At 55.6% G+C, this 19,324-nt stretch carries 19 protein-coding genes; 8 read left to right on the forward strand and 11 right to left on the reverse strand.

Annotation, left to right across the window (positions count from 1 at the left end; translation table 11 throughout):
- Positions 1-19: 19 nt before the first annotated feature.
- The 3 genes from ACEPPP_RS08205 to ispG all read right to left on the reverse strand — a co-directional run bounded on the left by ACEPPP_RS08205 (position 20) and on the right by ispG (position 4,087).
- Entirely contained in the window at positions 20-1,483 is a 1,464-nt protein-coding gene (locus tag ACEPPP_RS08205) for a GTPase (protein ID WP_374090569.1), read from the reverse strand.
- On the reverse strand, positions 1,480-2,745 hold the full coding sequence (locus ACEPPP_RS08210) for a YcjF family protein (RefSeq protein ID WP_374090571.1): 1,266 nt from the start codon (positions 2,743-2,745) through the stop codon (positions 1,480-1,482). The genes ACEPPP_RS08205 and ACEPPP_RS08210 overlap by 4 nt, the downstream gene beginning before the upstream one ends.
- A 112-nt stretch (positions 2,746-2,857) precedes the next feature.
- The gene (ispG, locus tag ACEPPP_RS08215; protein ID WP_374090573.1) at positions 2,858-4,087 is read right to left on the reverse strand and encodes a flavodoxin-dependent (E)-4-hydroxy-3-methylbut-2-enyl-diphosphate synthase; all 1,230 of its coding nucleotides are present in this window, start codon (positions 4,085-4,087) and stop codon (positions 2,858-2,860) included.
- 85 nt (positions 4,088-4,172) lie between these two features.
- On the opposite strand from ispG, the gene ACEPPP_RS08220 reads away from it, so the two are divergent.
- Complete coding sequence (locus ACEPPP_RS08220; protein ID WP_374090574.1) at positions 4,173-4,901, forward strand: metallophosphoesterase; 729 nt, start codon at positions 4,173-4,175, stop codon at positions 4,899-4,901.
- Between the two features lie 37 nt (positions 4,902-4,938).
- Here the strand turns inward: ACEPPP_RS08220 and ACEPPP_RS08225 are convergent, their stop codons facing one another.
- Together ACEPPP_RS08225 and ACEPPP_RS08230 are read right to left on the reverse strand one after the other, a co-directional pair.
- Complete coding sequence (locus tag ACEPPP_RS08225; protein WP_374090575.1) at positions 4,939-5,559, reverse strand: response regulator transcription factor; 621 nt, start codon at positions 5,557-5,559, stop codon at positions 4,939-4,941.
- Positions 5,549-6,910 (reverse strand): PAS domain S-box protein, encoded by a 1,362-nt coding sequence (locus ACEPPP_RS08230; protein ID WP_374090576.1) that lies wholly within the window; start codon positions 6,908-6,910, stop codon positions 5,549-5,551. The genes ACEPPP_RS08225 and ACEPPP_RS08230 overlap by 11 nt, the downstream gene beginning before the upstream one ends.
- A 361-nt stretch (positions 6,911-7,271) precedes the next feature.
- Between ACEPPP_RS08230 and ACEPPP_RS08235 the strand changes: the two genes are divergently transcribed.
- From ACEPPP_RS08235 to ftsH, 3 genes are all read left to right on the forward strand, one after another.
- Positions 7,272-7,478 (forward strand): DUF2934 domain-containing protein, encoded by a 207-nt coding sequence (locus tag ACEPPP_RS08235; protein ID WP_374090578.1) that lies wholly within the window; start codon positions 7,272-7,274, stop codon positions 7,476-7,478.
- Positions 7,479-7,525: 47 nt separating this feature from the next.
- Positions 7,526-8,200 carry a hypothetical protein gene (locus ACEPPP_RS08240; RefSeq protein WP_374090579.1) on the forward strand — a complete coding sequence of 225 codons (675 nt, stop codon included), beginning with the start codon at positions 7,526-7,528 and terminating at the stop codon, positions 8,198-8,200.
- Between the two features lie 153 nt (positions 8,201-8,353).
- Positions 8,354-10,297 (forward strand): ATP-dependent zinc metalloprotease FtsH, encoded by a 1,944-nt coding sequence (gene ftsH, locus ACEPPP_RS08245; RefSeq protein WP_374090580.1) that lies wholly within the window; start codon positions 8,354-8,356, stop codon positions 10,295-10,297.
- A 56-nt stretch (positions 10,298-10,353) separates the two neighbouring features.
- On the opposite strand, the gene ACEPPP_RS08250 is transcribed toward ftsH, so the two are convergent.
- The 3 genes from ACEPPP_RS08250 to ACEPPP_RS08260 form a co-directional block, all read right to left on the reverse strand.
- Positions 10,354-10,788, reverse strand: a complete 435-nt coding sequence (locus ACEPPP_RS08250) for a hypothetical protein (RefSeq protein WP_374090581.1) — start codon at positions 10,786-10,788, stop codon at positions 10,354-10,356.
- 74 nt (positions 10,789-10,862) lie between these two features.
- Entirely contained in the window at positions 10,863-11,447 is a 585-nt protein-coding gene (locus ACEPPP_RS08255) for a glycoside hydrolase family 19 protein (protein WP_374090582.1), read from the reverse strand.
- A gap of 357 nt (positions 11,448-11,804) precedes the next feature.
- Positions 11,805-13,220: a multicopper oxidase family protein gene (locus ACEPPP_RS08260; RefSeq protein WP_374090583.1), complete on the reverse strand. Its 1,416-nt coding sequence runs from the start codon at positions 13,218-13,220 to the stop codon at positions 11,805-11,807.
- A gap of 204 nt (positions 13,221-13,424) precedes the next feature.
- Between ACEPPP_RS08260 and ACEPPP_RS08265 the strand changes: the two genes are divergently transcribed.
- A complete protein-coding gene (locus ACEPPP_RS08265; RefSeq protein WP_374090584.1) occupies positions 13,425-13,721 on the forward strand; it encodes a DUF3175 domain-containing protein in 297 nt (98 codons plus the stop codon).
- Positions 13,722-13,826: 105 nt separating this feature from the next.
- Here ACEPPP_RS08265 and ACEPPP_RS08270 read toward each other — a convergent pair whose 3' ends face one another.
- Both ACEPPP_RS08270 and ACEPPP_RS08275 read right to left on the reverse strand, forming a co-directional pair.
- Positions 13,827-14,606 (reverse strand): ATP-binding protein, encoded by a 780-nt coding sequence (locus tag ACEPPP_RS08270; protein ID WP_374090585.1) that lies wholly within the window; start codon positions 14,604-14,606, stop codon positions 13,827-13,829.
- 46 nt (positions 14,607-14,652) lie between these two features.
- Positions 14,653-15,657 (reverse strand): class 1 fructose-bisphosphatase, encoded by a 1,005-nt coding sequence (locus ACEPPP_RS08275; protein WP_374090586.1) that lies wholly within the window; start codon positions 15,655-15,657, stop codon positions 14,653-14,655.
- Positions 15,658-15,870: 213 nt separating this feature from the next.
- Here ACEPPP_RS08275 and ACEPPP_RS08280 point away from each other — a divergent pair, with 213 nt between their 5' ends.
- From ACEPPP_RS08280 to ACEPPP_RS08290, 3 genes are read left to right on the forward strand one after another with little or no spacing between them, the layout of a single operon-like run.
- On the forward strand, positions 15,871-16,104 hold the full coding sequence (locus ACEPPP_RS08280) for a FeoA family protein (RefSeq protein WP_024298748.1): 234 nt from the start codon (positions 15,871-15,873) through the stop codon (positions 16,102-16,104).
- Entirely contained in the window at positions 16,104-18,422 is a 2,319-nt protein-coding gene (gene feoB, locus ACEPPP_RS08285) for a Fe(2+) transporter permease subunit FeoB (RefSeq protein ID WP_374090587.1), read from the forward strand. The genes ACEPPP_RS08280 and feoB overlap by 1 nt, the downstream gene beginning before the upstream one ends.
- Positions 18,409-18,636: a FeoC-like transcriptional regulator gene (locus ACEPPP_RS08290; RefSeq protein WP_374090588.1), complete on the forward strand. Its 228-nt coding sequence runs from the start codon at positions 18,409-18,411 to the stop codon at positions 18,634-18,636. Before feoB ends, ACEPPP_RS08290 begins: the two co-directional genes overlap by 14 nt.
- Before the next feature lie 207 nt (positions 18,637-18,843).
- Here the strand turns inward: ACEPPP_RS08290 and ACEPPP_RS08295 are convergent, their stop codons facing one another.
- A complete protein-coding gene (locus ACEPPP_RS08295) occupies positions 18,844-19,146 on the reverse strand; it encodes a hypothetical protein (protein ID WP_374090589.1) in 303 nt (100 codons plus the stop codon).
- Positions 19,147-19,324: the final 178 nt, after the last annotated feature.

Here is a 19,324-nt window from a genome sequence, read left to right on the forward strand (position 1 = left end):
TGTCTGAAATGGGGTAGACTCACTTCTGGCCGCTCCGTATCCCGAACTGTCCCAGGAGTAACAGGATTTTTTCCTTGCGCCGGCCCTCGGATAAGGTGCGGAGGTATTGTGCCCGCAGACTGTCCGGCAATTTACTGACTATGCCCGCCAGGACCGCTTCGATGTTGTAGCAGGCCGCAGGGCTTGACAGGCAGGCCGGCACGCAATCGGTGCGCGCGAGCTGCAATGCCTCTGCGACCGCGTCGACCGCAGCGCGGATGTTTTGGGCTTTGCCGCTGTCCGGATTGTCGATGTCGTACGGCGGCTTCCATTCCCGAAACGGGCGCAATTGATCGACATGGCTGACGACCGCCAATACCGGCGGCATGCGCCGTTCGAGATGGGCGCCGAACCAGCGCTGCAATTCGCGAAGAAAGCGGCCGTCGGCTTCGCGGCCGGCTTGCAGCGCCGAACAGACCACGATCACCAGGTCGAAATCGCCGAGTTGCTGGTCTTTGTTTTGAAACCAGAAGTCGTTCTCGCCGTAGCCCGGACTGTCATAAAGCAACACCTCATCCATGCCCGGATGCTGAAGCTTGTAAAGCCGCAATTGATCGTCGACCGGCAGCACGTCGACCGTGGCCCTGAATTCGCCGAGCAGCCCATTGATCAGGCTGGATTTGCCGGCCTTGGCCTGGCCGGCGATCAAGACGCGCAAGGGGCGTTTGGCGAGGGCATTCGTTTCCGGTTCCGGCTCGCTCGCGGCAAGGAAGGGCGGCAGAAGATGGCCGCTGTAGAGCGCGATTGCATAATAGCCGATCTTTTTGACCAGCGTCTGAAGCAGCCAGCGCTCCAGCAAGCCTTTCGGATAAGAGGTAATCTTGCCGGTAAAAAAATGGCCGAGTTCGGTCGGGATCGCGGTCAAAGGCGATGCCGCCATCGCGAGCGTGCGGCGCAGATAATTGGCCTGCCTGAACTTCTCCTTCCAGCGCCAGAGCTGCAAACCGTCCTGAATCGTGATCAGATGGCTGAACGGGACTTTATCATCCAGAAGCTCGCGCATGTCCCGGCAGACCTGCTCGACGATGAACAGGATGTTGCGCAGCGGCACATCGAGCTCCGCGCGCCCGGCTTCGGGCTTGAAATGCGCCGCGACTTCGGTGATCACCCGCTTGGCCAGGGCCGCAAGCCGCGCCGGATCGGTCAACGGGTAGTCGGCGGGATTCAGCGCCCCTGTCAGGGCGTCGATCTTGTCCCAGATCTCCCTGGCGGCCGGCGACCAGCGGTCGTCGGGATCGACGCGCGGCAAGGTCTGCGGCAGCGGCTCGTCCTGTTGCAGTTTTTGACCGAGAATCCAGGCGATACCGTAGGATGACAATAAAATCGGCGCGGCGATCGCTAAATAATGCTGCTGCCACAGCCAGATGCCGCCGAGAATCAACAGCGCCAGCCAGGGCAACAACACCAGGACCAGCAGGACAATCAACAGCGCCGACTTTTTCATGGCGCCGGTGTTTGCTTGCGTTTGATCGCATCACGCAGCAACTCGCCGCCGCGCATGAATTCCTGCTTGAACATCGCATTCAGCGCCTCGGCGCTTAAGGCCTTGCCCTGCCGGGTCTCGGCAAAATAAAAGCCCAGAGTCTTGCCAAGCCCATAGCTGACCGCCGCGGTGTACAAGCCGGCCATGCCGGCCGCCAGCGTTTGTCCGTAATAAGGCACCAGTTTCAACAATTCGCGCCCGCCCATGCCCGAGAGCACGCCCAGGCCGATCGCGCTGACGATTTCGCCGACGCTTTGCCGGGTCAACGGCAGGCCGTAGACGCTGGCGATACTGTGGAACATCTTGCCCTGCAAAATCACAACACTGCTCAAGCTCGCGACCGGCAGCGGAATCGCGGCCGCGCAGCCCGCCAAGATCGCGTAGCTGACGATGTGCGCATGCGCCGCCTTCGAATACACATCGTTGATCCGGCTGACATCGAGCATTTCGCGCAGGCCGAGCGGAAGTGCGACTTCGATCGCGGTCCAGAGTTCATCGCTGCCGTAATCGGCCGGCTCATAAGCGTCCTCGGTCAGGGTAAAATCGATCGGCACGAAACGGGCGTTCAGGCCGGCAAAACGCTCGCGCTGCTTCAGCAGAGAGCAGCGCAGATCGTAGGGCACCTCAGGACCGACCTGCCCTGCCGGGAAAGGATACGGCGTCACATGCTCCATCGTCCGGGTCGGATAGCCTTCATGCAGGGTGGTTTGCGCGACGATCAACGGCCAGTTCGGGTGCGCCTTGCGAATCTGTTTGACCGCCGCCAGCAACGCCTCCAGTTGCTGATCCATCGCCTTCACGACCACGAGCAACAGATGCGCCTGCTGCTCGCTCCAGGCCATGTCGGCGCCGGCGTCATAGCCGGTTTCCGACAGTCCGCGCGTATCCAGGAAGCGCAGAAACGCAGTCTCCGCATCCGGATAATCGAAAAACATCGCAGTCTTGGTACAGGGTTTGAAGCCGTTGCCGACTTCCGCGGCGGTGGCATGGGTCAATGTCTGGATGATCGCGCTTTTGCCGCTTTGGGTCTTGCCCAGCAGCCAGAATACCGGGGGCGGCACGCTGGCGTGGATGCTGTTGATCGCCTGTTCGGCTTCCCTGTCAACGGTCGGATTGAGGATCTTGCCGGTATAATCCTGTAGATTCAAAAACGGATGCTTCGCTTGAAGATTCCATTTTTTCCAAAGCTTCCAGTCGGAAAACAAGGTCGTCAGCTTGGACATAAGAAGATAGGCTTAGCCGGAGTGGGAGCGCCGCCGGAGAGATGGCCGAAGGACTTCGGCAAGTGCGTTGCCCTCGTTCCGACGCTCAGCGCATCGGAACGAGGGCGACAAACTAGGCGCCGGCCTTTTCGCCGTAGTGCGATTCGATATAACGTTCAACGAGCGCCTGGAATTCCTCGGCGATGTGGTCGCCTTTCAGCGTGACCGTTTTTTCGCCGTCCTCATAGACCGGCGCGACCGGGGATTCACCGGTGCCCGGCAGGCTGATGCCGATGTTCGCGTTTTTGCTTTCGCCGGGGCCGTTGACCACGCAGCCCATCACCGCGACTTCCATTGCTTCGACGCCCGGATATTGAGTGCGCCAGACCGGCATCTGGTCGCGCAGGTAGGTCTGGATTTCGAGCGCCAGCTTCTGGAAATAATCGCTGGTCGTGCGGCCGCAGCCGGGGCAGGAAATCACCATCGGCGTGAACGAGCGGAAACCCATCGTCTGCAGGATTTCCTGTGCGACGATCACTTCCTGGGTTCTGGACGCACCGGGTTCCGGCGTCAAGGAAATCCGGATCGTATCGCCGATGCCCTGCTGCATCAGCACCGACAGCGCCGCGGACGACGCGACGATGCCTTTCGAGCCCATGCCGGCCTCGGTCAACCCCAAATGCAGCGCATAGTCGCAGCGGCTCGACAAATCCTGGTAGATGCTGATCAGATCCTGCACATTGCTGATTTTGCAGGACAGGATGATCTTGTCCTTACCGAGACCGATTTCCTCGGCCTTGGCGGCGCTTTCGAGCGCGGACATCACGATCGCCTTGCGGGTCACCGCGGCCAATGGCTCGGGAGTCGGCAATTCGCGGTTCTCGTCGAGCAGCCGGGCCAGCACCGCCGGGTCCAGACTGCCGCCGTTCACGCCGATACGGACCGGTTTGTTATACTGGCAGGCGAACTCGACCATTTGTTGAAACTGCGGATCGCGGCTTTTACCACGGCCGACGTTGCCGGGATTGATCCGGTATTTGTCGAGTGCGGCCGCGCAATCCGGGTATTTTTCGAGCAGGCGGTGGCCGTTGAAATGAAAATCGCCGACGATCGGCACCGCATGGCCCCTCTTGTCCAACTGATTGCGAATCTCCGCCACCGCCTTCGCCGCTTCTTCGGTATTGACGGTCACTCGGACGATTTCGGAGCCCGCCTCGGCCAATTCGATGATTTGATTGACTGTGGAGATAACATCGGCCGTATCGGTATTGGTCATCGATTGCACGACGATCGGCGCGCCGCCGCCCACTTTGACGCCGCCGACCGAAACCTGATGCGTGATTTTTCTAAGACTGATGGACATAGATTAAACTTTCAATAAGGAATGGCTGATTTAAAATAGTGTTCTATATTATACGCCTTGAGCGTGTCAAGGGCAGAGTGAAATCGTGCGGATCAATTATTTTTCTGACATCCATTTGGAATTCGGCAAGCTGGAAGCCCCGGACAACGATGCCGACCTGATCATCGCGGCCGGCGACATCGGCGTTTGCGAGCAGGGCGTCGCCTGGCTGAAATCCTTCGACAAACCGGTCATCTATGTGGCCGGCAATCATGAGTTTTATACGCATGAATATCGCGAAGCCCTGCTGTTGATCCGCGAGCAATGCCAGGGCTCGAATGTGCAGTTTCTCGAAAACCGGCGCTTCATTTTCGGGCAGGTTCGCTTTTTGGGCTGCACGCTGTGGGCCGATCTCTATGCCGAAGGCCGGGAAAAAACCGATTCCCTCAGCGAGTCGCTGAACGATTTCAAAAAAATCCGCTTCGACGGCAAGGCGCTGAATGCAGACCGGTTTACCGGTTTCTACCGGCATTCGAAGACATGGCTGGAAAGTGAACTGGCGCAGCCGTTTTCGGGAAAAACGGTCGTGGTGACGCATCATGCGCCGTCGGAATGGAGCTGGAACGAAGCGCCGAGCGCGGTCAAGAAACTGGCCTACTGCAACGATCTGAAAGCGTTGATGCATCAATACGAGATTACCGCGTGGTTCCACGGCCACACGCATTGCCTGGTCGATTACCGGATCGCCGGCACCCGGATTCTTTGCAACCCCCGCGGCTACACCGGCCTGAAAACGGTGCCGGGGTTTGATTTAAACAAGACGGTGGATATTTAAGACTTGGCAAGGCGCCCAATGCCGCTACAGATGGCGATCACAACAAATCGCAATGCATCGCGATCTTCATCAAGTCCGCAAGACTGTCGGCTTGCAGTTTTTCCATGATGCGCGCCCGGTGCGCATCGACGGTGCGGTTGCTGACCTTCAATATTTTCGCCGACTCTTTATTCGAATGACTGCTGATGATCAGCCGCAGAACCTCCATCTCGCGCGGCGTCAACTGCGCCAGGCGGTGTTGAATGTCACTCTTCAATGCCCGTTCGGCACGGGCATAAATATCCTTGCTGATGCCTTCCTCGAGACGTTCGAGCAGGACGCTGTTTTCGAACGGTTTTTCGAGAAAATCGATGGCGCCGGCGCGGAAGGCTTTCGCGGAGTCGGCCACTTCGGCATGGCCGCTGATGAAAATGATCGGAATATTGATGTCGCGTTTACCGAGTTCCTCTTGCAGTTCAAGGCCGCTCATCGTCGGCATGCGCACGTCCAGCAGCAAACAGCCCGGCCGGCTGTGATCGTAACAGTCCAAAAATTCGTGCGCGGATTCAAAACTTTGGATGGCGAACCCGGCGGATTCGATCAACAGCGTCAAAGCATCGCGGATCGCAAATTCATCGTCCACCAGATACACGATCGCATTGCTTCGCTCATAATTCATTGGCCTGCTCCTTCGACGGCAAGGTTACATAAAAGGTGCAGCCTTTTCCGACTTGGCTGTTGAATCGTAAGCCGCCTTGATGCGCCTCAACCAGGGAGCGACTGATAGACAGTCCCATGCCCATGCCGTTTTTTTTGGTCGTGTAAAAAGGCGTCATGATCTTCGGCCGATCGGCATTGGAAATACCCGGTCCATTATCCTTGACCCTGATTTCGACACCGTGGTGATCGTCCACTTGTGTGCGTATCACCAGACGGCTCTGATGTTCCTGAGGCATATCCTGCATCGCTTCGATCGCGTTTCTGAGCAAATTCAACAACACCTGTTCTATCTGTACTTCATTGATATAGACCACTGGCAAATCATCCGCCAGTTCCAACTCGAGGGCGATATTTTGCAGTTTGACCTCGGTCGCGCACATACCGATGCAATCCTTGATCAGTTGATTGATGCTGACCGCTTTCCGTGTGGTGGTTTTCGTGCGGACAAAATCGCGCATCCGATGAATGATCTGCCCTGCGCGCAGCGCCTGTTGATGCGTTTTGGCGAGAATACCGGCCAGTTTCACTGTATCGGGAGCCGGCATCGTCAGTAGGCTTAAACTGACTTCAGTATAGGCGACGATCGCGGTCAGCGGCTGATTGACTTCATGCGCGATGCCCGACGCCATTTCCCCCATCAAGCCCAGCCGGGTGACGTGCGCGAGTTCTTCCAGATGCTGACGGTTTTCCTGCTCCTGCCTCTTCCGCTGCCTGATGTCGCGCAGGATACCGGTAAAAAAAATCTCGCCGTCGATCAAAAACTCGGCCACAGACAGATCCAGCGGCACGGTCGAGCCGTTCTTGTGCAAGCCCTCGACTTCGCGGCCGATGCCAATGATTTTGGAAACGCCGGTCTCGATATGATTTTTTAAGTACTGGTCGTGCTGCATCGCATGACCCCGCGGCATCAGCATGTTGACATTGCGCCCGACCAATTCCTCCTCGGTGTAGCCGAGTATCACGTTGACCGCCGCATTCGCGGTCACCACAAGCCCGTTTCGATCTATCGTGACGATGCCTTCGGCCGCGGCGTTGAAAATCGAATTGAGCCGGGCTTCCCGCTCCCGCAAGCGCTGTTTGGATTGCTTGAGCGCGTCGATATTCTGCTGCAGCGCGAGATTGCTTTCGGTCAGTTCCTTGGTCTGCTCGACCAGTTTTTGCTCCAGCATCCTGATTCTGTCCTCAGACGCCTGCAAGTTTTTTTGCGCAGTCGAGAGTTGCGTTAACAACTCGGCATTACTCGGCAAATAATCTTCCATGATCGATTCGCAAGGCTCGTCATTGCCTGATTGACAGCTTTCGGGGGTCATGAACGAAATCCGCGTTAAGAATTAGCAAAAAAAAGATGTCTGCAAATTTTACGCACTTTTCAATAGATTACCAAAACTGATACTGCATTTTATATTTTCGCGCCCAATTGCGTGTTAGCCGTCATTCGCCGCCCCATTCGCCTTGGCTTTGAATCGATGAAGACTTATTGCTAGAAGATTCAAAAAAATTATTTTAGCTATGCTATGCTAGAAAAAATAAGCGCATGATTCTATTCGCTTGAAAGAAGACGATGGTTTGTTCGAAAAGCTCAAAATCGATCTAGGTATTTGTACGGATTGTCGGGTATCCATTTTGGTTGGTAGCATGGAAAACTGATCATTGAAGCTTAAGGAGACCCCCATGAATACGCAAGTCAACGACCTGAGTTGTGACGCGAGCGGAGAAATGACTCCGGACAAATTCAGAGACATGGTCGAGGAAAGGGCCTACTTTAAAGCGGAACGGAGAGGTTTTGCAAGTGGACATGAACTGGAAGACTGGCTTGAGGCCGAAGAAGAAATAAGCAACCAATGCCGATATTGGTTAGCGGATAACGACTCAACCTAACCACAGAACATTTTTCAACCCATTTGAACAACGCAACGGGGCGCACCATGAAACGTAATCTCCATATCAATAATGCCGGCGCCTACACGCCGGAAAACCGCACGCGCTGCATCGCCTTTCATGAAGCCGGCCACGCCGCCGCAATTTATTTGATCAACCGGGCGCGCGAAATACCTCCGCATTTATTCAGCCTCAGATTCAATGAAGCTAACGCGGATGCCTCCGCAGATTTTCATGCCGCTTATGAAAACTATATCGCCTGCGTGGAGGGTGGCCTCCTGCTGCATGGGTTGCCGTCGACTCTGGACGATCTGCAACATCTGCCGAGGGAGACCGGTCATGATTGGATTCAAACGCAGGAAGACCTGCTGAATGCCTTCGAAGCCGATGTGATCAATCTATTCGCCGGCCCTTTGGCCGAAGCCAAATATGTCGCCGAAACCGATGGCGAAGTCTTTACGCACCGGCTGATCGACCCGCCCGCGCTCGGAAATTACGGCGGCGCTTTCGACCTGGCGCTGATCGATGACTATTTAAGAAGTTATTCCGCCGATCACCGAGAACGCGACCACAAACTGCATCAATTACATCAGATAGCATTTAATTTCATAAATAATTATCATAATTGGCGAGCCATCTCCAAACTTGCGGACTATATACTCTCGTCCGGAAAGAATACGATTTGCTACGAGGAAGTCGCGGCGATTTTGGCAAGCAAGTGAAAAGTTCCTGTTTAGGCTTTTCAAATCGGCACATAAAAATAAAACGCAACATCAGGGCTACTTATTTTTCGATCATCAATACCGATTGATAAAAGCCCCGAGCCGGCTTACGCGGCTCTATCAGGATAAAACAACCCACCTCAGGAAAACCTCATGGAAAAGCCCGAAAATGATATAGTGAAATTATTGACTACCCTGCTAAGCCAATTTTTGCACGCGTTAAAAAGTTTCTTGGCGAGCATACTGAGTTTATTTTCCAACAAGAAGCCGCCGGTCGATCCTCATAAACCGGCGGACATCGACCCGAAGCAAAAAAAAATCATCTTTTTTGCGCTCGCCTTCATCCTGCTTCTGCTCGCGTTTAACAACTTGCAGGAAATCCGCCAGGGCGAAATGCCGTTCAGTCAGTTTCTGACGCTGGTGCAGGAAGGCAAGGTCGACAAAGTGGTCGTCTCCGAGCATTACATCAGCGGCGTGACCAAGCCCGAAAGCGGCGAAAGCGTCGGCAAACCGTTTATGACCGTGCCGCTCTGGCAAACCGATCTGGCCGAATTGCTGGCGAAAAACAAGGTCGACTTCGTGGTCAGAAGCGGCGACAACTGGCTGTCCAACCTGATCTTCAACTGGATCATTCCGATCTTTATCTTCGTGTTCATCTGGTCCTGGCTGCTCCGCCGCACGACCGCGGCCGGCCCGCAGTCGTTTCTGAATATCGGCAACAAAGCCCGCATCCATCAGGACACGCAGCCAAAAATCACCTTCAAGGACGTGGCCGGTGCGGACAGCGCCAAGCAGGAGCTGGGGGAATCGATCGACTTCCTGAAAAATCCGGAAAAGATTCAGAAGCTCGGCGGACGCATGCCGAAAGGCGTGCTGCTGGTCGGTCAGCCCGGCACCGGCAAGACCCTGCTCGCCCGTGCGGTTTCCGGCGAGGCGGGGGTGCCCTTCTTTAACATCAGCGCGTCCGAATTTATCGAACTTTTCGTCGGCGTCGGTGCGGCGCGCGTGCGCGAATTGTTCGAGCAGGCACGCAGCAAGGCGCCGTGCATCATCTTCATCGACGAACTCGATGCGATCGGCCGCTCGCGCGGCGGCCCGGCCGTGATGGGCGGACATGACGAGCGCGAACAAACGTTGAACCAACTGTTGACCGAGTTGGACGGGTTCGATACTTCGGTCGGCGTGGTGGTGATGGCGGCGACCAACCGCCCAGAAATCCTCGACAAGGCACTGCTGCGATCGGGCCGTTTCGATCGTCAGATCGTCGTCGACAAGCCCGACTTGCGGGATCGCGTCGAAATCCTGAAGCTGCACACGCGCAATATGCCGCTCGCGAAGGACATCGATATTTCGGTGGTCGCCAAGCGCACGCCTGGCTTGGTCGGCGCGGACCTCGCCAATATCGCGAACGAAGCCGCGATTATGGCGACCCGCAGCAGCCATAAGCAAGTCGAAATGCAGGACTTCGAAGCCGCGATCGATAGGATTCTGGCCGGCCCGGAAAAGAAAAACCGCGTGTTGAATACCGAGGAAAAGCGCCGCGTCGCCTACCACGAAGCCGGACACGCCCTGGTCGCCGAAATCGTACCGACCGGCCAGCCGGTGCATAAGATTTCGATCATTCCGCGCGGCGTCTCGGCGCTTGGCTTTACCTTGCAGTTGCCGGTCGAGGAGAAATTCCTCTCGACCGAAGACGAACTGAAGGATCAAATCGCTATCCTGCTCGGCGGCCGCATCGCAGAGGAAACGATTTTGGGCAGTATTTCGACCGGCGCGCAAAACGACCTCGAAAAAGCGACCGAAATCGCGCGCAACATGGTCTGCAGCCTCGGCATGAGCAAAAAACTCGGCCCCTTGGTTTACGGCAAGCGCCAGCAGTTACAGTTCTTGGACACCGAAGTTTCCGAATACCGTAACTACAGCGACATCACAGCGAGCCTGATCGATACCGAAATCAAAATGCTGGTCGAGGAAGGCGAAAGCCGGGCGCGCGAAATCCTGACCCAGAACCGGCCGATGCTCGAAAAACTGGCCAAACTGCTGCAGGAAAAAGAAGTGATCAACCGAGAAGAAGTGACCGCCCTGCTGGGCAAATAACTATCTCTATCCACACCCAAAGCGCCCGTGCAAACGACGCTTTGGGTCTTTTGGTTTTAAGAACTACTGCATTTCCTCCCGTTCGTACCGCTGTTCGCCTCCAATGATGCATCCGAATGCACGCCGAAAACCGACTTAAGTGTGGCCGTAATCTGCTCCTTCGCATCCGGGCGTACTTTGACGTTTTCGCCATCGATCAGGAAAATTTTGTCACGGAGGCCAAATAACTTGCTATCCCAGCCGATACGATCCCGTCCAAACAAACGTAGCGGAGGCGGCAACAAGTCCCATAAGCGGTCGATCACATGCTGCTGGTATTTTTGATTATCGGTAATCTGCTGCCTACCGTATTTGGCCATCTCATAGCAAATCTGAAGGGCCTTCAGAGCTATCGAGTCTCCATGTTTATCCCAAATCTCCGCTGCCGCAGCTGTGGTCTTATTGACGAGCGTTGTCGAAGCTTCTTTAAATTTGCCTAAAAATCCAGACATGATCTGCTTCTACCCTAGCTCGTTCAGTGTTGTATGATTCCCGAAATACGCATTGTCAGACGAAACAGCCGAATTCATACCAGCACACTCTTCGCCAACGCATAAAATTTCTTCCGCTCATCGATGCCGTTTAACCCACCATTAATCGAAATACTGATGAACTCGACCGGAAAAACGTCATGAACAGCCCCTTTATATTTCTTCTTCAGAACATCGTTATCGGCTTGATTGGCTTGATCGTTCAACTGCCGACTAGCCCAAAATTCGCAGGCGCTCCAGACCGCATATTCCGGCTTTTCGAGCAATTCGGGGGAATTAATGAACAAATCATCTTGCCCTTTTTTGAGACCCAATTGTAAATAATTCGCGCGCCCGGTGGTTTGAAAGATGCCACGCCCCTTGAATCTGACGCCATCACCGGGTCGCGTATTGCCTAAATCCTTGCGTCCTTCATAGGCTTTGCCCGACGCATACTCCTGGAGCGTTCGAAAATGGTCGGTCTCGTGACAGGCCTGAGCCAAAAAATGCGCGTATTCGTGCGGCGTATCGATGTCGTAGCCAGGGCAGATCTTATTGATCCAATCCGCCAGTTCGTCCATCAGCGGCGTGGGTTTCCCCGCAATGGCGGCCAAGTGATTTTCGGTAATGATGAAAGCCATAAATAACTCCTCGAACAAAGCGAAATCAGTTGTCTTCTCGCCGGCGTCACATCCCGGCTTCAGTTGCTTTGAAAACCGTTGCGGCGGCCCTACAATGCCTCGGCTCATCACGCTGATTTCACTATCAAATCCTCGGAAAGCCCATGCCTCTCGATAATGACTCCGGAGGCCGCTTTTCCATTTTCCGTCTGGATTTACCCCTAACAATCATGATCTAGATTTTTCCATGTTACTCCTTTTTATCCCGTTTACAAAAACAAACTTATGGCCGATTGTTTCCTAATCTAGGAGCCAAACCAAAAGTTCGTCAAATGCCGTTGCCGGCAGCGAACAGGCTGGGGTAAATGCATTAGCGCATCATTCGACCTTCAGCGTACTCATCATACCGGCTTCGGCATGTTCGAGAATGTGGCAGTGATTGGCCCATAGGCCTTTATCGAGCGGCACCAGGCCGACATCGACCGACTGCTTGGGACCGATCAGCAGCGTATCGCGCCAGAAGTTCTCCTGCGCGGGTTCGCCATCTCTCGCCAGCACTTTGAAAAACTGGCCGTGCAGATGCATCGGATGCAGTCGGCCGGATTGATTGGTAAAGCGCAAGCGGCTGAACTTGCCGTAAGGCAAGGTCGCGGCGAGGTTTTCATGACCGGTCTTGCCGTCGATGCTCCAACTGATGCCGTAAGGGCCTCCGCGCTCGGCATCCAGGATAAACTCGTGCGCGACCGGCACGGCAAGCGCCTCCGTCCACGCCGGAAAATGCGCGGCCTTCGGCGGCTCGAAAGCGGGCGTCTTGACCACCGTGTTCGCCTCCACATTCAAGAAGGCCAGGGTTTGCGGAGAACGTCCAAAGTGATTGGACACGGCCAGCGATTTTCCGGCCGCTTCTTTCGGTATCACCAGATCCAGATCGAGGCGGTTGCCGGGCGCCAGGTTGAACTGTGCCAAAGGAAACGGCGCGCCGGCCAGCATGCCGTCAACAGCGATCACCTTAGGCGACAAGCCGTCGAACGTCGGCGAAAACACGCGGCCATTGGCGGCATTGATCAGCCTGATCCGCAGCCTTTCGCCGGCCTTGACCGGGATCGACGGCAAATATCTGCCGTTCACGGACGCGACATTGCCCCAGCGTCCGTCATGCGCCAGATCATGCCCGGTCACGAACTGGTCATAGATGCTGGCGCCGTTCTCGAACAACCAGTCGTCCAGCACCCAGACCAGATCCTGCGAATAGCGTGGCTCCTTCGGGTCTTCCACGATCAACGCGCCCTGGAGGCCGCGCTCGATCTGTTCGGGCGAATTCAAATGCGGATGAAACCAGAAAGTGCCGGGATCTTTCGGCGTAAATTGATAGGTAAAACTGCCGCCGGCTTCGATCGGCGGCTGCGTGACGCCGGGGACGCCGTCCATCGCATTCGGCACCCTGATCCCATGCCAATGCATCGTGGTCGACTGTGTCAGCTTATTCGTCAGTTTGACCTTGACCGTTTCACCGAGCTTGATGCGCAGCACCGGCCCCGGCACGGTGCCGTTATAGGCCCAGACCGCAGTCCGATACGGCGGCACGACGCCCCATTCGGCCGGCGCGGCGGTCAACTCGAAACTTCTGACCTGGCCGGTCGATTCAGGATTTTCGCGGTACGCGCCCTTGAACTCCTGCTCCAGTTGCTGCGCGAGAACGCCGGTATCCGGCATAGGCTTTCCGGCAACGAATGCCGGCAAAAAAGCCAGTCCCATCAGCAGGGCACCTGTTAGCGTGCGTGAGAATTTGATCATTTCGCTGTGTAGTTTGGAAATATCGCAGGTTGCGGCTATTCCGGTATTTTAGCAGAATGAAATGGACCGATGCGGTTAGGTTCCCGGCCCCGCTGAAAACAAACAGGATGAATTTGAGCGAACGCTGGCAAGTCCAATCAGCAGATGCACGCCCGGTTCCAAACCTTGCCTGCCGAAGCTGTCGATTAGCCAACAGGAGCCAACATGACAGACAATTCCGATTCACCCGCACCGTACAAATGGTCCGCCAAAGTCACCCGCGAAAGCAATGCGCTGAGCCTCGAACAAGGCGTCTTCACCTGGAAAGATCCGCAGCGCATCGCCGAATCGCTACGGGATTCGGCCGAAGCCAGTTCCCGCCGCAAGGCCGAGCCGTTCCGCTCGGCGATGTCGATGCTGGTGTTTTACATCAACCGCGCCGGCAAGAATCTGGATCCGGAACAGCGGCAAATTCTCGAACAGGCCAAACAGGCGTTGCGCGAGTTATACAAAAAAAAATGACGGGCATCGGAGAAAACATTTCTCCTTGTTTATCACTGCCATAGCGATAGTTTCGTATCACTACTAAATAACAGAACAATTGATTCGCCGGGTCAAAAGAAGCGTTTACTTATTTTCGTCCTTGCCCAATTCCGCAAACAGATTGAAAAATTGCTTGGCCGTCCTGCCGCTTTTCGCGGCGCGATTTTGCGCGAAATCCATCGCCTCTTGATGCAAAACCTCACGGTCGCCGTCATAAGCCGGGAAATAGCTGTCCACGATAGCCAGGTAGGTCTGCGTCGAATGCGGATAAAACGCCAGCCATAGCCCGAAACGGTCCGAAAGCGAAATCAGTTCCTCGACCGTATCGGAATAATGCACCTCGTCATCCACCAAACGGGTATCAAGATTGTCGCGCATCCGCTCCGGCAGCAAATGCCGGCGATTCGACGTCGCATACACCAGCACATTCTCCGGCGGCAGTTCGATCGAGCCTTCGAGCACGCTTTTCAGCGACTTGTACCGGCTGTCCTGGGTTTCGAACGACAGATCGTCGCAATAAATGACGAAGCGCTGCGGCTGCTCGCGGATTTCATCGACGATCTCCGGCAGATACACCAGATCCTGTTTATCCACTTCAATGATGCGAAGGCCCGCCTCCCGATATTCGTTCAATAGCGCCTTGATCAGCGACGACTTGCCGGTGCCTCTGGCGCCCCAAAGCAAGGCATTATTGGCCGGCTTGCCGGACAGGAAGCGTTCGGTATTCTCGCTCAATTGCGCTTTCTGTTTATCGATGCCGACCAAATCCCCGAGCCCGATCGCATCCAGGCGCGCGACCGGACGCAAATAGCCCTTGTGCTGCCGCCATACCGCGGCGTAAGTCGTGTGCCAATCGATGCTCATGATGTCCTCGAAACGGAATGCTACTAACGGGGCAATGTCGTCTCTATCAACTTTCCAGATGATATTTGACGACGCGCTCCACCTCGTTTTTCGAACCCAATATCACCGGCACGCGCTGATGCAGGCTTTCCGGCTTCACGTCGAGCATGCGTTCGCGGCCGGTCGAGCAGGCGCCACCGGCCTGTTCTACGATGAAGGCGACCGGGTTGGCCTCGTACATCAATCGCAATCGGCAAGGCTTCTTGGGATCGCGGGTGTCGTAAGGATACATGAAGATGCCGCCGCGGGTCAGGATGCGGTAGACCTCCGCGACCAAGGATGCGATCCAGCGCATGTTGAAGTTCTTGCCGCGCGGACCGTCCTTGCCCTGCACGCATTCGTCGATATAGCGCCTGACCGGCTCTTCCCAGAAACGCTGGTTGGACATATTGATCGCAAACTCGCTGGTATCTTCGGGGATCGTCATGTTGCGGTGGGTCAGGATGAATTCGCCGATGTCCTGATCCAGGGTAAAGCCGTTCACGCCGTGGCCTGTGGTCAGCACCATCATCGTCGAAGGACCGTACAATACGAAGCCCGCGCAAACCTGTTCCGCGCCCTTGCGCAGAAAATCCTCGGGCTCGGGGTCGACGCCTTCGCGGCAGCGCAGGATCGAAAAGATCGTGCCGACGGTCAGGTTGATATCGATGTTGGACGAGCCGTCCAGAGGGTCGAACAGCACCAGGTATTTGCCTTTCGGGTACTGTGCGGGAATCTTGATCGGCTCGTCGACTTCTTCGGACACCATGCCGGCCAAGTGTCCGGTCCAGTCCAGCGCCCCCACCATGATCTCGTTGGTGATGATGTCGAGCTTTTTCTGCACCTCGCCTTGCACGTTTTCCGATTCGGCGCTGCCGAGCACCCCGATCAAATCGCCGCGATTGACGATGTGCGAAATCTGCTTGCAGGCGGTGACGATATCGTTCAGCAGCAGCGTAAAGGTTCCGGAAGTGCCCGGATATTCGCGCTGCTGCTCGATCAGGAATTGGGTCATCGTGACTTTGTTGGCCATGGACTGTGCGGTCTCCGTAGTGGTTCGATTTTTTACGCCATTATACCCGCACGGCGCGCGTTATTGCGCCCTAATTCCCAGCCCGTGGCGCCTTGCAAGCAAATTGTCGCGCCAGTTTTACAAACGCCAATTTTGTGTTATATTCACTATGAATGAGAATGATTATTGATACCCTAGTCAATTCAGTACACAGTTTACTTTGAAGGCCAATTTATGTTGATTGACTTGAAAAAACTTGCCGTCGGCGATTTGGCGAAAATCGTCGGTTTCGACAAAACGGGCAAAGCCTACCGCAAGCGCCTGCTGGCGATGGGGCTGACCCCCGGCACCCAATTCAGCGTCACCCGCTTCGCGCCGATGGGCGATCCGGTCGAGATCAGGCTGCGCGGTTTTTCCCTGACCTTGCGTAAAGACGAAGCCGCGGTACTCCAAATCGAGAAGATTTGATGGCCGCCGATTTTACGGTCGGCGTGGTCGGCAATCCGAATTGCGGCAAGACCACGCTTTTCAATGCGCTGACCGGCGCGAAGCAACATGTCGGCAACTGGCCCGGCGTCACGGTCGAAAAAAAAACCGGCGAGTATGCCTTTGAAGGCAAGACCATCGAACTGGTCGATTTGCCCGGTACCTATTCGCTCGAAGCCTCCGACGATCAGGTTTCACTCGACGAAAAAGTCGCCCGCGACTTCGTCGCGGCCAAGGAAGCCGATCTGATCGTGAACATCGTCGATGCATCGAGCATCGAGCGCCATCTGTATTTGACCTCGCAATTGATCGAAATGCGCACGCCGATGATCTTGGTGTTGAACATGATGGACGCGGTCAAACAGCGCGGCATCAAGATCGATATGGCCTACCTCGCCGAACGCCTGGGCTGTCCTGTCGTGCCGATCGTCGCCTCGACCAAGCAGGGAATCGACGCGCTCAAAAAAGCAATCAATCAGGCGGCGGCCGCGAAGCCGACTCCCCATTTGAACATCGATTATGCGCCCGCGCTGGAACAGGCGATCGCCGAACTCGCGCCGTTGCTCGGCGAGGCCGCGGAAAAACAGCGCTGCGACCTGCGCTGGCTCTGCGTCCGCCTGCTCGAAGACGATACGCTAGCCCAAAAAATCGCCGGCCCCACGCTGACCGCCCCTGTCAACGCCTTGCAGCGCCGGATCGAACAGGAGACCGACGACGAGATCGACATCCTGGCGGCCGATGCGCGCTACGGTTTCGTGAATCAACTGACGCAGGGTGCGATCTGCAAACAAAACGAAGTCAGCCGGCATGTGTCCGAAAAGATCGATAGCATCGTCCTGAACCGTTTTCTGGGCATCCCGGTGTTTTTGCTGGTCATGTACGCGATGTTCATGTTCACGATCAACATCGGCAGCGCGTTCGTCGATTTTTTCGATCAGGCCGCCGCCGCGTTGCTCGTCGACGGTCCGGGCGTGGTATTGAGCGATTGGGGCCTGCCCGACTGGCTGACCGTGCTGCTCACCCAGGGTATCGGCGGCGGCATTCAGGTCGTCGCGACCTTCATCCCGATCGTCGGCTTTCTGTTCCTGTTCTTGTCCGCGCTCGAAGACTCGGGCTACATGGCGCGCGCCGCCTTCGTGATGGACCGCTTCATGCGCGTGATCGGCCTGCCCGGCAAATCGTTCGTGCCGATGATCGTCGGCTTCGGCTGCAATGTGCCCGCGATCATGGCGACGCGGACGCTCGAAAACCCGCGCGATAGGATTCTGACCAATCTGATGAATCCTTTTATGTCCTGCGGCGCGCGACTGCCGGTTTATGCCTTGTTCGCTGCCGCGTTCTTTCCGGTGAACGGCCAAAACCTGGTCTTCGGCCTGTATCTGCTCGGCATCGGCGTCGCGGTTTTGACCGGCCTGATCATGCGCCATACGCTGTTCAAGGGCGAAACCTCGCCGTTCATCATGGAACTGCCGGTCTATCACCTCCCTACCATGCGCGGCATGTTGATCCGCACTTGGGACCGGCTCAAATCGTTCCTGTTCAATGCCGGCAAGGTGATCGTACCGATGGTGCTGGTGCTGAACTTTCTGAATGCCCTGGGCACCGACGGCAGTTTCGGCCGCGAAAACAGCGATAAATCGGTGCTCAGCGAAATCGGCCGAGGCCTGACCCCGGCATTCGAGCCGATGGGCATCGAGAACGACAACTGGCCGGCGACGGTCGGCATTTTCACCGGCGTGCTCGCGAAAGAAGCGGTCGTCGGCACCCTGAATGCCTTGTACAGCCAGATGGGCGCCGCAGCCCCGCCCGCCGAAGCTGAAGCCTTCGACCTGAAAAGCGCCTTACTGGGTGCGCTTTCGACCATTCCCGAAAACCTGGCCGGTATCGCGAATAAACTGCTCGATCCTTTGGGCCTGAACCTCGAGGTGGCGAGCAGCGAACTCGAAGTCGAAACCAGCGCCTATACCGCGATGCAGCAAAGTTTTGACGGCCAGGCCGGCGCCTTCGCCTATCTATTGTTCATCTTGCTGTATGCCCCCTGCGTGGCTGCGACCGCCGCGATCTACCGCGAAACCAATCGCGGCTGGACGGTATTCGTGCTGCTCTGGACCACCGGCCTCGCTTACATGACCGCAACGATTTTTTATCAGGCGATGACCTTCGCCGGCCACCCGACCGATTCGCTGGCCTGGATCGTCGGCCTGATCGCCGTATTTGCCGTCATACTTGCCGGATTGTGGTGGTACGGCAAACAATCCGGCCCGACCATCGACAAGGGAGCCGCCATTGATCCTGTCTGACCTGCGCAATTACATCAGGGAACAGCGCCGCGTCGCGCTGCTCGACCTGGCCAATCATTTCGACGTCGATGCCGAAGCCTTGCGCGGCATGCTCGGCAAGTGGATCAGCAAGGGGAACCTGCGCAAACTGCCCTCGGGGACGGCCTGCGGCGGCAGTTGCTGCAAATGCGATCCGGCGTCGATCGAGCTTTATGAGTGGATAGATAAAGCGTAAAACTCGTTGATAATTCAAGGTTGGGGCGCATTTTTTGCAGCCCAACACTTGATGCATCGATGTGTTGGGTTAGCGATAAAGCCGTTAACCCAACGTGGCGGGCTGTTAGCCCCTGTAAAGGCGTGTAGCTATTAGTTCACATAGAACACAAGCCGCTAGTTCAAAAAGCTTATGCCGCGTAACCAAGCCTATAATATGGCTTTCGCTCTATGGCGTTAGAATTTTGCAGCCAGCTTGAGTAAAGTTGCAGTTAATAGGCGCAGGAGATGGTAAATGTGTGTTTTCGCAGACGGTCTCTGATCTAACATAAAAATTTGTTCTTTTTCCCGATTTCATGATCCCACCATCACAGGGCAAATGCTGATAACCTACTTCAGTTTTTAATGAAGCATCACTGACAAAAGTCACCTCTACTTCTTTGGATGGACGTGCTTGAGCTTCAGCACACATGATAAGTGTTATTAAAGACATCAATACCACACCGATATTTTTGATCAATTTGTTGTACATAACTGTGACCCCATGGCAAAAAACTTAAAATAAGCAGTAATAACATACAATTGCAGTCTTCAGAAATACCCAAAGATGCTTATTTTGCATGTTAGTTTTATTGTATAAGAGATACTGAGTTTTCTTCTGCGAGATATTTAACTCGTTCGATGTAGAAAAATACCGCTGCCGCGTACAG

This window comes from Methylomicrobium lacus (genome assembly GCF_041897535.1).
In the GTDB taxonomy this organism is placed as follows: domain Bacteria; phylum Pseudomonadota; class Gammaproteobacteria; order Methylococcales; family Methylomonadaceae; genus Methylomicrobium; species Methylomicrobium lacus_A.